The sequence below is a fragment of the Actinoplanes sp. NPDC049681 genome (assembly GCF_044465265.1).
GTDB lineage: Bacteria > Actinomycetota > Actinomycetes > Mycobacteriales > Micromonosporaceae > Actinoplanes.
In genome coordinates this window covers 799,868-811,992 of the sequence record NZ_JBITLP010000002.1, presented here as the reverse complement: position 1 = coordinate 811,992, position 12,125 = coordinate 799,868, and the positions used below count along the sequence as shown (strand labels likewise).

The window sequence follows — 12,125 nt, the reverse complement described above, 5'->3', positions numbered from 1 at the left end:
CACACCTGAGGAGGAGCGTGGATGAAACGGAACGTCTTCTGGTCGACGGTTCTCCAGGGCCTCGATGACGATTTGACCGTCACGGTCGTCACCGCAGCGGACGGCAGGGACCTGACCATCAAGCTGTGCGGAAGCATCGACCTGCAATCGCGCTTGACGCTCAACGAGACGCTGCGCAGGGTTCTGGACACCGGGACCGCCGAGCGGATCGTCCTCGACCTGGAGAGAGTCGGGTTCTGCGACTGCGCGGGCATACGGGCGCTGATCGCCGCGCATCGGCATGCCGCCGCCCGTGGCGTCAGGTGCTCGATCGGAAAACCACAGGAGCACATCCGATGGCTGCTCGGCATCACGGGCGCCGCCACCATCCTGGACGTCGCCGGCGGCTGACGGTCAGGTCCGGCGTCGGTGCGGTGACGGGCCCACGCCGTAGAGCGCCGCGAAGCGGCCCAGATGCTTGAAGCCCCAGGTGTACGCGACCGAGGCGACCGTCGCCGGTGCGTCGCCGCACAGGTCGGCGTGCGCCCTGGCGAGCCGAACGTCGCGCAGGTCGCGGACGTGCCGCTGGAACGCCGCCTGCAGCGTGCGCCGGCAACGAATGCGCCGCCACCCCGCCGCTATACCGGCCCCGGGCCCTTGACAGAAGATTAGTAAGCGCGCATAGTAGTTGTCATGAAGACGATCGCCACCGCCCGCATCACCACCGACGTCCCCGCCCAGGCCTTCTTCGAGCGCTGGGCCGACATGGCCACCTGGCCGGCCTGGAACACCGACACCGCGTGGGTCCGCCTCGACGGCCCGTTCCGCACCGGCACCACCGGCGTGCTCAAGCCGAAGGGCGGCCCGGCGACCCGGTTCGTCATCGCCTCGCTCGTCCCGGGCCGCGAATTCACCGACGTCTCCCAGCTGATCGGCGCGAAGCTCACGTTCGAGCACCGGGTCACCGACGAGCCAGACGGCCGCATCACCGTCGCGGTACGTGTCACGATCGCCGGTCCCCTGGCCTTCCTCTGGAACGCCGTACTCGGCAAGGGCATCGCCGCCAGTCTCACCGGCGACCTCGAGCGCCTCGAGGCCGCCGCCCGCACCGCAGGCGTGACGGCATGAGCAACTGGCTCGGTGTGGTCTGCCGCGACCACGTACGACGCGGCACCGAGCGGGGCATCGCCCAGCTCGGCCACGGCAAGCGCGACGGCCTCGCCCGGCTGGCGGCGGGCGACCGGCTCGTCTACTACTCACCGCGGACCAGCTTGCGCAACGGCGAACCGCTGCAGGCCTTCACCGCCGTGGGCGTCGTGACCGACGACGAGATCTGGCAAGCTCACGAGGGCGACTTCCACCCCTGGCGACGCCGGGTGACCTACCTGCCGGACACGACGGAGACCCCGATCCGCTCACTGCAGCTCGACCTCACCGCCCGGCCGAACTGGGGCTACCAGCTACGCCGCGGCCTGATCCCGCTCACCGACCACGACTTCGAAACCATCCGCGCGGCCATGCACCCGCGGAGCACGCCGTCATGAGCCTCGCCAGCCGCCACGCCAGCGCGGACGACAGTCCCGGACTATTGCTCTGGCAGGTGACGAACCGCTGGCAGGCCGCCCAGCGGGCCGCGCTCAAGCCGTTCGACATCACCCACGTCCAGTTCGTCCTGCTCGCCACCCTCACCTATCTCGAGTCGTCCGAGCCGGTCACCCAGAAGACCCTCGCGGACATGGCCGCCACCGACCCGATGATGACCTCCCAGGTGCTGCGTACGCTGGAGAGCCGCGGGCTGGTCCACCGTCCCGCGCACCCCTCCGACCGGCGCGCCCGGGCCGTGGCGGTCACGCCGGCCGGCCGCGACCTCGCCAACCGGACGGTAGTCGAGGTGGAGGCGTGCGACGCGGCCTTCTTCGCCGGCCTCGGCGAGGACCTGCCGACGTTCACCGCCGCGCTGCGCGCGCTACGCCGGCCCTGAATCCGGTCGCCACTGCACCAGGGCGGCGGTGGCGTCGTCGCGCAGTTCGCCGTTCTCGTACGAGACGATCGCGTGGATCAGCCGCCGCATCACCTCGGGCGCCGGGATCCGCAGCCGCATCGCCTCCCCGACGAAGGCGCTCAGCCGTTCCAGTCCGAACAGCTCCCCGTCCGCCGACCGGGCCTCGGTGATGCCGTCGGTATACAGCAGGAGGGTGTCGCCCGGCTCCAGCATCACCTCGGTGACGCCGGGCGGGCGGTCGAGCATGTGCCCGAGGCCGAGCGGCAGCGCCGTAGGGGTCGGCAGGGCTGCCATCGTGCGGCCGCCGCGCAGGTGGAGCTCCGCAGGATGTCCCGCCGCTATCCGCCGGTACGCACCGGTGGTGGTGTCCAGTTCGGCCAGTACCGCCGTGACGAACGCCCCAGGGAACTGGGCGCGGATCCACTTGTCGATGGACCGGTACGTGTCGGCGAGCCCGAGGCCGGAGCGCCGCGCGTTGCGGTACGTGTTGAGCGTCAGCGTGGTCAGGGCGCTCGCGCTGATGCCGTGGCCGACGGTGTCGAAGAGCGCCACGTGGACCACGTCGCCGTTCGCCGCGTAGTCGAAGGCGTCGCCGCCCACGTCGTAGCACGGTTCCAGCACCGCCGTGACGAGTGCGTCGTTGGCCGCGAAGGTCAGCGGGGGCAGCTGGTTCCAGATGATCTCCGCGGCCAGCTGCATGGGGAGCCGGCGGCGGGTGCGCTCGACGGCGTCGCCGTAGAAGCGGCGGCTGGCGATCAGTTCGGCGACCAGCGCACCGATGACGCGCAGGTCGCGGTGGAGGCGGACGTCCGGGTCGCCGTCCAGCGCGACCTCGAGGACTCCCAGCCGCTCGGCGCCGTGCAGCAGCGGCAGCCACATGCGCGAGTCGGCGTGCGTGGTCTCGGCGGTGCAGTACGCCCGGCCCGCCAGCGTATCGTCCACTTTGCGCGGTTCCTGATCGCCCAGGGTGCCCTGCAGCGGCCACAGCGAGATCTGCTCGTAGTCGATGATCAGGGCGGTGAGCCGGTCCGCGCCCAGCAGCGGCGCCACGGCGGCCAGCGCGGGCGGGAGATCCTCTGGACGGCTGCGGTGACGTAGATCCAGCAGGCGACGCACCGCTTCCATCGGATCCACCATGCCCGGGTTCCTACCCGCAACCGGCGCTCGCGCAACCCCCACGAGCACATGGCGGAAAGGTAGGCTGACCTAACTTCGAGAACGGGGTGGGGCGTGGCGGAACCGGAGTCGCTGGCCGAGGTGCTGGGAGGACGGCGGGCCGCGCTCGACGCGACCGTGCCGCCCGTGGCTTTCGTCGCCGGCTGGGTGATCGGCGGCCGGTCACTGGGGACGGGCACGGCGGCCGCGCTGGTGGCGGCACTGGTGGTGGCGGCGCTGCGGCTGCGGCAGGGCGACCGTCCGCGCGCCGTGCTCATCGGGTTGCTGGGCGTCGGTGTGGCCGCGTTGATCGCGCTGCGCACCGGGCGCGCCGAGGACTTCTTCCTGCTCCAGATCGTCACCAACGCGCTGAGCGCGCTGGCCTGGGCGGTCAGCATCGTGATCCGGTGGCCGCTGCTCGGCGTCGTCGTGGGCACGGTCCTCGGGCAGAAGACGCGGTGGCGGCGGGATCCGGCGCTGCTGCGGGCGTACGGGAAAGGCAGTTGGGTCTGGGTTCTGCAATACGTGCTGCGGCTGGCGGTCTTCGTACCGCTCTGGGCCGCGCACGCGGTCGTGGCGCTGGGCGTGGCGCGGGCGGTGCTGACCTGGCCGCTGGTAGCGGCCTGCCTCGCCGTCAGCTGGTGGGTGATCCGCCGCAGCCTGCCCGCCGATCACCCGGGCCTGCGCCACCCGCGCGCGGAAAGCTCAGCCCCGGCTGACGCCGACCATCTCGGGTGAGTCCATGTCGCCGCCGAAGCCCTCGCGCTGCATGACGCCCCAGACCGCCTTGCGCCCGCGCCAGGCCCCGATGGCGCCGGCGGCCTGCCACACGGCCAGCACCTGGCGGTAGCCGAAGTTCTCCAGGATCGCCGCGGCCACCCCGCGGACCATGTCCGACCAGCGGGGATAGCGGTGGAAGGACACCTCCTCGATGAACAGCGACACCAGGCTGACCAGCAGGCCGTAGCCGTACGCCACGAGCACGAAGCGCCACGCGAAGCCGATGTTGACCGCGCCCACCCAGAGTCCGAGCGGCAGCAGCACCACCGCCAGCAGCTCGACGAACGGCGCGAGCAGCTCGAACACGACGTAGTACGGCAGGGCGAGCAGGCCGATGCGGCCGTACCGGGGGTTGAGGATCATGCCGCGGTGCTTGCTGAGGATCTCGGCGATGCCGCGGTGCCAGCGCCGCCGCTGCCGGCCCAGGACCCGCATGCTGGACGGCGCCTCGCTCCAGCTGACCGGCTCGGCGACGAAGATGACGCGGTAGTCGGCCTTGGCCTGGCGCAGGTGGTGGTGCAGGCGCACGACGAGCTCGGCGTCCTCGCCGATGGTGTCCGGGTCCATGCCGCCGATCTGCACGACCAGGTCGCGGCGGAAGATGCCGAACGCGCCGGAGATCACCACCAGCCCGCCGAGGCGAGACCAACCGGTGCGGCCCATCAGGAACGCGCGCAGGTACTCGACGACCTGCACCCGCAGCAGCCACGGCTTCGGCATGCGGACGTCGACGACGCGGCCGCCGACCACCTTGCAGCCGTTGGCGATGCGGACCACCCCGCCGCAGGCGGCGACGCGCAGCGGGTCGTCACCGAACGGCTTGGCGACCGAGAGCAGCGCGTCGGGGTCGAGCACCGAGTCCGCGTCGACCATGCAGACCAGCGGGTGACGGGCCAGGTTGATGCCGACGTTGAGGGCGTCGGCCTTGCCGCCGTTGGTCTTGCGGACCACGGTCAGGGTCTGCGGATTGGCGCGCGCGACGTGCACGGAGAGCACCTGCGACCGGTACGGGATCTCGGCCGGCACCACCCGCGGCACGGCGACGAGGTCGAACCGCTTGCGCAGCAGTTCGAACGTGTCGTCGCTGGAGCCGTCGTCGACGACCACCACCTCGTAGCGGGGATAGCGCAGCGCGGTCATCGCCTGGACCGCGGCGACGATCCCGGCCCCCTCGTTGTACGCGGGCACGATGACGGACACCGGCAGGGTCAGGGGGCTGCGGAACATGTCGTCGGCGCCGGCGAACGGCAGCCGCCGCAGGTGCCGGCGGAACTCGAGCCCGGCCAGCACGATCAGCACGAGATAGCCGCTGTTGAGCGCGATGAAGTACGCGAAGATCCCGAAGTCGGTGTACCGCAGCAGCTCGCGTACCACGTGGTTCACCGGGCGGCCCCGACCCGTTCCTCGCCGAGCACCCCGGCCAGCGCGAGCGCCTCCTCGGCGTGCAGGACCGCCGCCGACCGCTGTGCGTGCGCGCCCACCCCGTCGGCCTCGGCGCGGGCGCGGTCCCGCTCGACGATCTCGCGCAGCGCGTCGAGCCCGGCCGGGCCGATCCGGCGCAGCGCGTGCGCGGCCTCGTGCGCCACCTGGTACGCCTCGTCGTCGAGCAGTGCCACCAGCGCCGGGATCGCCGCCGGCGCCCCGATGTCGCCCAGCGCCCGGGCGGCGGTGGCGCGCAGGACGGTGGGGCGGGAGCTGTGCACGGCGAGGGTGAGCGGGTCCAGAGCGCTGCGCGTACCGAGCTTGCCCAGGTTCGCCGCGGCGGCTACCCGGACGTCGAGGTTGGTGTCCTCGCGCAGCACCCGGGCGACGCGGTTGACCGAGCCGGTGGCGCCGAGCAGCCCGAGCGCGTCGAGACAGACGGCGCGCACCCGGGCCTGCGGATGGTCCAGCGCGGCCGAGAGGGTGACCTCGGCCTCGGGGCCGAGCTGCGCCAGGCTCTGGCTGGCCAGCAGCGACGGGATCGGATCCGACCGGTCCAGGCTGCCGATGATGCGCCAGGCCGCGGCCGGGTCACCGATGCGGCCGAGCGCGCGTACGGCGACCACGCGCACCTCGGCATGCCGGTCGGTGAGCAGCCGGCACAGCTCGGGAACGGCCTGGCGCAGTTCCAGATCGCCGAGCACTTGAGCGGCCCGCGCACGCCGGACCGGGCTGCGGGAGTGCAGCCGGGCGAGGGCCGTACGCGCGGTGCCCCGGCGCAGGAATACCGAGACCAGCCCGAGGTGAGCCTCGCCGCGCAGCTTGCCGAGCAGGGCGAGAGCGTGCGGCTCGGCGGCACGCCAGGCGTCGTCCGGGATGGCGACCAGCTCGTCGCCGCCCTCCTCGCCGTTCTCAGCCACGAAGGCGAGCAGCGCGCGGCGCGGCAGCGTGGCCAGTTGCGCCCGCTTGCGGTGCCGGGTGCGGCGCACGAGCCGGACCACGATGATGCCCACGGCGGTCACGGCGACGATCCCGGCCAGGACCGCGATGACGACCGTGAAGACGTGCAGCATCACCGGCTCACCCGCGCCAGCGCAGCCTCCACGCGTTCCAGCAGCTCCCGGGGGCTGAACGGTTTCACGATGTAGTCGGTGGCCCCGGCGGCGAACCCCTGCTCCAGGTCCTGCGGGCGGGACCGGGCGGTCAGCATGATGATCGGTACGTCGGCGGCCAGCGGCCCGGCCCGCAGCTCGCGGCAGACCTCGATGCCGGACATGTGCGGCATCCGGACGTCGAGCAGGACCAGGTCCGGAGAATGTGCGCGAGCCTCCTGGAGCGCCGCCACCCCGTCGGCCACGGCGATCACGTCCATGCCGCCCTTGCCCAGCTTGTACGCCACCAGATGCCGGATGTCCGGATCGTCCTCGACGAGCAGAACCGTGCTCATCGTCCCCCCGGGGTGCCGAACCGGCCGCTGACCTGTCCAACATATCCGTTATGCGAGCATCCATCGCCGAGAACGGGTAGCAAAGCTGCAACCGGTCCCGCGCTGCTCAACCCCGTCGTCGCCGCGTCCGATAGAGGCTCCATGAAGTTCACCAGGGGGTTCGAGGCCGTGGGCCGGCGGGGAGTGGCACTGGCCGCGGCCACGCTCGTGCTCGGGCTCGGCACCGGCGCCGCGGCCGCATCCGGCCTCGCCGCCGCCGAGGAAGACGCCGCCACCGCGGCGTTCACCACGCGGACCACGAGCGTGCGCGGCGCCCTCGACGCGACCTTCCAGCGGTACGCCGACACCCTGCGCACCCTGGTCGCGACCGCCGCCACCCCGCCCGCCGCCGGCCTCTCCCCCGTCGTGTCCCGCGTCGTCGGCGAGCGGCTTCCCGGCGCCCACCAGGTCGTCGTGGCCGACGCCGCGGGCACGATCCTCGCCCAGCACACCGTCGACGGCAGCACCCCGCCGCCGCGCACCACCCTGAACGCCGGACCGGACCTCGCCGGCGCCCTCGCACTCGCCCGCGACCACGGCCGCCTGGTGGCCGGTCCGGCGCACGTCCTGCCCGCGGACCGCGCCCTGCCCCCGGCCCAGCGCGAACTCGCCTTCGACCTCGTCGCCCCCGTGTACGGCACCACGTTCCAGGGCTGGGTCGTCGTCGCCGTACGCGCGCCCGCGCTGCTCCAGCAGTCGCTGCGGGCGGCGGGCGTCACCGGCGTCGCCGCCGTCCTCAGCGTCGCCGCACCCGACGGCGTCGTCCACGAGGTGAGCCGCTGGGGCGGCGCACCCCTCGGCGCCCGGCACGCGACCGTCGACCTGCCCTTCGCCGGGCTCTCATGGCAGGTGTCCGTACGCCCGGCCACCGCACTCGTCGCCCCGGAGCTCTCGGCCGCGGCGCCGCTGACCATGCTCGGCGCCACGCTCCTCAGCCTGGCCCTGACCGCAGGCATCCTCGCCCTCTCGGCCGGCCGCCGGCGCGCCGCCACCCACCACGACGACGCGGACCACCGGGCCGCCCTCGACCGGGCACGCGCCGCCGAGGAGTCCGCTGCCGCCGCCCGGGAGGCCCTCCGCGAGCGCGAGGCCGAACTCCGCGGCTTCGCCACCGCGGCCGGCGACCGCCTGCACGCCCCATTGCACAGCATCGCGGGCTTCACCGACCTGCTGCTCGAGGACGCCGCGCCTCAGCTCGACCCCGAGTCGCGCGAATTCCTCGCCCGCATCGGCACCAACACCCGCCGGATGCTCACGCTGGTCGACGAGCTGCTGGCGTACTCGTCGGCGCCGGACGCCGCGCTCAAGCTCGAGGCCGTCGACGCCACCGCCCTGGCCCTCGAGGTGGTGGCCGACCGGCTGGACCGCATCGACGGCCGGCGCCCGGGCATCGAGGTCGGCGACCTGCCCGCGGTCCTGGCCGACGCCGGACTGCTCGGCGAGGTAGTAGGCCGCCTGGTCGACAACGCCGCCCGCTTCGTACGGCAGGGCTCGGTCGCCCGCATCGCCGTCGACGCCCACGAGCACGCCCCCGGCTGGTGGCGTATCGAGGTCGCGGACCGCGGGATCGGCGTACCCGAGGACCACCGCGACCGGATCTTCGCCCCGTTCCACCGGGCCCCGGCCGCCGAGACCTACCCGGGCGCCGGCCTGGGCCTGGCGCTGTGCCGGCGCATCGTCGCCCTGCACGGCGGGGAGATCGGTGTACGCCCGAACCCGGGCGGCGGCAGCATCTTCTGGTTCACCGTCGCCGCTTCCCCGGTCGCCCCGGACCCCGGCACCGAGCTCCTCGCGGCCGACCTCGCCTGACCCGAGCCGGCGATCACCGGCCGGTAGGTGGCCCGGTGATCAGCCTTCACCTGCGGGAGGAGTCCGGGCGCATCCTGGTGCACGGAACCGGCGGCCTGGAGTGGACCCAGGAGTTGAGGGATTGATCGACCCGCGTGGCCGGGTGAACACGAGTGGGGCGGGTCAGGTGCGGGAGACGAGCGCCTCGAGGCGCTCGCCGGCGTCCGCCACCCGGGCGGTCAGGTCGGCCACGACGGCCTCCTGCTCCTCCGTCATCCGCTGGGCGTTCGCCGTGGTGTGGTCGATCGCCGCGATGGTGGTGCTCATGGTCGTCATGATCTCCACGACCGCGGTCACGTGCCGGTTCAGCTCGTCCAGGGTGGCGCTGATCGTCTCGGTGGACTCGGCGGTCGTGCCGGCCAGCGTCTTCACCTCGTTGGCCACCACGGCGAAGCCCTGGCCGGCCGCGCCGGCGCGGGCCGCCTCGATGGTGGCGTTCAGCGCGAGCAGGTTGGTCTGCCGGGCGATGCCGCCGATGAAGCGGGCCACCTCGTCGACCTTGCGCAGGCTGTCGTGCAGCGTGCCGACGGCCCGGCTGGCCTCGGTGTTGTTCTCCAGCAGGTGACCCGCGGCCACCCGGGCGTCACGGACCCGCTCGTCGATGCGGCCGGCCGCCGCGCCGACCGCTGCGGCCTGCTCGGAGACGCCGGCCAGCTGCCGGGCGACGAACGACGACGTCTCGTCGACGAGCTGCCGGGCGTGCTCCTGGGCCTCGCGCTCCGCCGCGGTCTGCCGCTCGTGGGTCTCCTGGAGCTCGCGTCGGCGCTCCTGCTGCTCGCTCTCCAGGAGGCGGTCCCGGCTGCTGATCGTGTCGAGCATGGCGTCGATGGTCCGGCCCAGCGCGGCGATGTCGTCGTTGCCGGTGACGCCGACCCGCAGGTCGTAATTCCCCGAGGTCACGATCTGCTCGGTCGTCTGCCGCAGCGGGCGCACCCGGCGGCGCACGGCCCGCCGCCCCGACCAGGTCATCAACGCCACGATGAGCAGGGTGGCGACCGCGATGAAGGCGAAGAGCTTGCCGGCCGTGGCGGTGGCGGCGGCGTGGATCGGCCGGGCGCGGACCGACTCGAGCACCAGCTCGGCGCCGTCGGCGGTCTTGATGCTCGCGTCCAACGCTATCCGGTCCGCGCTCAGCACGCTGGTGCGTACGTCCACGGCACCCACGAGGCTGGTGACCGGCTTCTGCACGTCCGCGTCGCCGCGCCGCTGCTTGGCGACGACCGTGGGCAGGTTGATGTCCGCGCTGAACAGCTTCATCCGCTCCGGGGACAGCCGCTGCAGGAGCACCAGGCCGCCGGACGGGCGCCCCTCGCCGTCGTTGGGGAAGGCGCCGAGGCCGCAGAACAGGTACATGAAGTCGGCGGAGACGATGCCGCAGCGGGCCGCGCCGGCGTCCGCGGCGGGGTCGTACAGGCGGCTCAGCACCTGAGGGTCGGTGAGCCCGTCGGGCGGCGCCACGAAGGCCGCGCCGCCGGTCATGCCACCGGCGACCAACCGGCCGTCGAGATCCACGCCGAGGATGGCGTCGTAGTTGCCCGCACTCTCCTCGGCGTCCGGCGGGAAGTCCTCGACGAAGGCTTCCTTGTCCCGGTTCGCGATGTCCTGGTACGTGTCGTCCCACACGGCATTGGTGGCGCCGAACGTGGTGAGCAGCCGGGCCTGCGTGTCCAGGCCCGAGCGGATGCGATCGGCGTCCTGCGCCACCTGCCGGGCCTCGAGGCCGTCGAACGCACCGGTCGTGACCTGCTGCATGAACAGGAAAGCTCCCGCGCAGCCGATGAGGGCCGCGACGGCCGGGACGAAGCGTCTGAACTTTCCTCGCACAGGTGACCTGTCGGCGGGCTCGCGAACGAGTTGAGTGAGGAACCGGCGCCCATGACGCGGCTCACGCCCTGGCGGGCTCTAGGCTCGATCGTATGGTCTCCCAGGCGAGCAGGCTGAAGAATGTCCGATACGACATCCGCGGCCCGGTGCTGCGGCGGGCCCAGGAGCTGGAGAACGCGGGCCACCGCATCCTCAAGCTCAACCTCGGCAACCCGGCGCCGTGGGGCCTGAACACGCCGGAGCCGATCGTCGCGGACATGGTGCACAACCTGCCCGACGCCGAGGGCTACAGCGACGCCCGGGGCATCTACTCGGCGCGGGTCGCGGTGGCGCAGTATTACCAGACCCTCGGCGTCGAGAACGTCCAGCCCGACGACGTCTTCCTCGGCAACGGGGTGTCCGAGCTGATCGTCATGTCGCTGCAGGCGCTGCTCAACACCGGCGACGAGGTGCTCGTGCCGAGCCCGGACTACCCGCTGTGGACGGGCGGAGTGACGCTGTGCGGCGGCCGGCCGGTGCACTACCGCTGCGACGAGTCGCTGGGCTGGCAGCCGGATCTCGAGCACGTGGCGGCGCAGATCACCCCGAACACGCGCGCCATCGTGATCATCAATCCGAACAACCCGACCGGCGCGGTGTACTCGCGGGAGACCCTGCTGGGGCTGCTCGAGATCGCCCGGCGGCACCAGCTGCTCGTGCTCTCCGACGAGATCTACGACAAGATCCTGTACGACGACGCCCAGCACGTCTGCGCGGCGGCGCTCGCCCCGGACCTGCTGGTGCTCACCATGGGCGGGCTGTCGAAGACGTACCGGGCGGCGGGCTTCCGGTCGGGGTGGATGGCGGTCAGCGGACCCACCACCCACGCCGCCGAATACCTCGAGGGCCTGCAGCTGCTGGCGAACATGCGGCTGTGCCCGAACGTGCCGGCCCAGCACGCGGTGCAGACGGCCCTCGGCGGCTTCCAGAGCATCACCACGCTGATCCGCCCCGGCGGCCGCCTCTACGAGCAGCGCAACCACGCCTGGCAGAAGATCAACGAGATCCCCGGCGTCGACTGCGTGAAGCCGGACGGCGCGCTCTACCTTTTCGCCCGCCTCGACCCCGAGGTCCACAAGATCCGCGACGACCAGCGGCTCATCATCGACCTGCTGGAGCAGCAGCTGATGCTGCTGTCCCACGGCACCGGCTTCAACCTGCCGACCCCGGACCACATCCGGATGGTGTTCCTGGCGCCGGTCGACGTGCTCGACGACGCCACCGACCGGCTGCGCCGCTTCCTGGAGACGTACGAGCAGTAGCCGTCACGAGGAGACCTCGTTGCCGTCGGCGTCGAGCATGTGGGTGCTCCAGTAACGGTCCCATTCGTCGTCGACGTGCTTCGGGACCTTGCCCTGCGGATAGCGCACGTAACCGGCCGGCGGCTCCTCGCCGTCCTTGACGCAGGCGCCGCCGGTCGTGCTCCGGATCGCCTTCACCGGGTATTCCCCCGAGGAGCACATCGCGTCGTGGAGGCTGCAGCCGCCGGTCAGCACCACTGTGGCCAGCGCGGTCGCGGTCAGGATCGCAGTCGTCATTCGCATGCCGGTCAGTCTTCCGGCCGCATCGGCGGCTGCCATCCGTACGCGT

The 12,125-nt window shown here is 72.5% G+C and carries 13 protein-coding genes; 7 read left to right on the top strand and 6 right to left on the bottom strand.

Annotated features, from left to right (window positions below):
- Window positions 1-21 precede the first annotated feature (21 nt).
- The 4 genes from ACIBO8_RS09200 to ACIBO8_RS09185 all read left to right on the top strand — a co-directional run bounded on the left by ACIBO8_RS09200 (window position 22) and on the right by ACIBO8_RS09185 (window position 1,960).
- Window positions 22-390: an STAS domain-containing protein gene (locus tag ACIBO8_RS09200; RefSeq protein WP_396114594.1), complete on the top strand. Its 369-nt coding sequence runs from the start codon at window positions 22-24 to the stop codon at window positions 388-390.
- A 282-nt stretch (window positions 391-672) separates the two neighbouring features.
- Complete coding sequence (locus tag ACIBO8_RS09195; RefSeq protein ID WP_396114593.1) at window positions 673-1,107, top strand: SRPBCC family protein; 435 nt, start codon at window positions 673-675, stop codon at window positions 1,105-1,107.
- Entirely contained in the window at window positions 1,104-1,523 is a 420-nt protein-coding gene (locus tag ACIBO8_RS09190; RefSeq protein WP_396114592.1) for an EVE domain-containing protein, read from the top strand. The genes ACIBO8_RS09195 and ACIBO8_RS09190 overlap by 4 nt, the downstream gene beginning before the upstream one ends.
- Complete coding sequence (locus tag ACIBO8_RS09185) at window positions 1,520-1,960, top strand: MarR family winged helix-turn-helix transcriptional regulator (protein ID WP_396114591.1); 441 nt, start codon at window positions 1,520-1,522, stop codon at window positions 1,958-1,960. The genes ACIBO8_RS09190 and ACIBO8_RS09185 overlap by 4 nt, the downstream gene beginning before the upstream one ends.
- Here ACIBO8_RS09185 and ACIBO8_RS09180 read toward each other — a convergent pair.
- A complete protein-coding gene (locus ACIBO8_RS09180) occupies window positions 1,946-3,106 on the bottom strand; it encodes a PP2C family protein-serine/threonine phosphatase (RefSeq protein WP_396114590.1) in 1,161 nt (386 codons plus the stop codon). The genes ACIBO8_RS09185 and ACIBO8_RS09180 overlap by 15 nt on opposite strands.
- A gap of 105 nt (window positions 3,107-3,211) precedes the next feature.
- Here ACIBO8_RS09180 and ACIBO8_RS09175 point away from each other — a divergent pair, with 105 nt between their 5' ends.
- The gene (locus ACIBO8_RS09175) at window positions 3,212-3,874 is read left to right on the top strand and encodes a DUF3159 domain-containing protein (RefSeq protein ID WP_396114589.1); all 663 of its coding nucleotides are present in this window, start codon (window positions 3,212-3,214) and stop codon (window positions 3,872-3,874) included.
- On the opposite strand, the gene ACIBO8_RS09170 is transcribed toward ACIBO8_RS09175, so the two are convergent.
- From ACIBO8_RS09170 to ACIBO8_RS09160, 3 genes are read right to left on the bottom strand one after another with little or no spacing between them, the layout of a single operon-like run.
- Entirely contained in the window at window positions 3,842-5,299 is a 1,458-nt protein-coding gene (locus ACIBO8_RS09170) for a glycosyltransferase (RefSeq protein WP_396114588.1), read from the bottom strand. The two genes, ACIBO8_RS09175 and ACIBO8_RS09170, sit on opposite strands and share 33 nt — an antisense overlap.
- Window positions 5,296-6,411 (bottom strand): HEAT repeat domain-containing protein, encoded by a 1,116-nt coding sequence (locus tag ACIBO8_RS09165; RefSeq protein ID WP_396114764.1) that lies wholly within the window; start codon window positions 6,409-6,411, stop codon window positions 5,296-5,298. Before ACIBO8_RS09165 ends, ACIBO8_RS09170 begins: the two co-directional genes overlap by 4 nt.
- Window positions 6,411-6,785 carry a response regulator transcription factor gene (locus ACIBO8_RS09160; RefSeq protein ID WP_396114587.1) on the bottom strand — a complete coding sequence of 125 codons (375 nt, stop codon included), beginning with the start codon at window positions 6,783-6,785 and terminating at the stop codon, window positions 6,411-6,413. Before ACIBO8_RS09160 ends, ACIBO8_RS09165 begins: the two co-directional genes overlap by 1 nt.
- Before the next feature lie 141 nt (window positions 6,786-6,926).
- Here ACIBO8_RS09160 and ACIBO8_RS09155 point away from each other — a divergent pair, with 141 nt between their 5' ends.
- Window positions 6,927-8,633: an ATP-binding protein gene (locus ACIBO8_RS09155; protein ID WP_396114586.1), complete on the top strand. Its 1,707-nt coding sequence runs from the start codon at window positions 6,927-6,929 to the stop codon at window positions 8,631-8,633.
- 162 nt (window positions 8,634-8,795) lie between these two features.
- On the opposite strand, the gene ACIBO8_RS09150 is transcribed toward ACIBO8_RS09155, so the two are convergent.
- A complete protein-coding gene (locus ACIBO8_RS09150; protein ID WP_396114585.1) occupies window positions 8,796-10,496 on the bottom strand; it encodes a methyl-accepting chemotaxis protein in 1,701 nt (566 codons plus the stop codon).
- A gap of 92 nt (window positions 10,497-10,588) precedes the next feature.
- On the opposite strand from ACIBO8_RS09150, the gene ACIBO8_RS09145 reads away from it, so the two are divergent.
- A complete protein-coding gene (locus ACIBO8_RS09145; RefSeq protein ID WP_396114584.1) occupies window positions 10,589-11,797 on the top strand; it encodes a pyridoxal phosphate-dependent aminotransferase in 1,209 nt (402 codons plus the stop codon).
- A 3-nt stretch (window positions 11,798-11,800) separates the two neighbouring features.
- On the opposite strand, the gene ACIBO8_RS09140 is transcribed toward ACIBO8_RS09145, so the two are convergent.
- Window positions 11,801-12,079 carry an SCO0607 family lipoprotein gene (locus ACIBO8_RS09140; RefSeq protein WP_396114583.1) on the bottom strand — a complete coding sequence of 93 codons (279 nt, stop codon included), beginning with the start codon at window positions 12,077-12,079 and terminating at the stop codon, window positions 11,801-11,803.
- Between the last annotated feature and the right edge of the window lie 46 nt (window positions 12,080-12,125).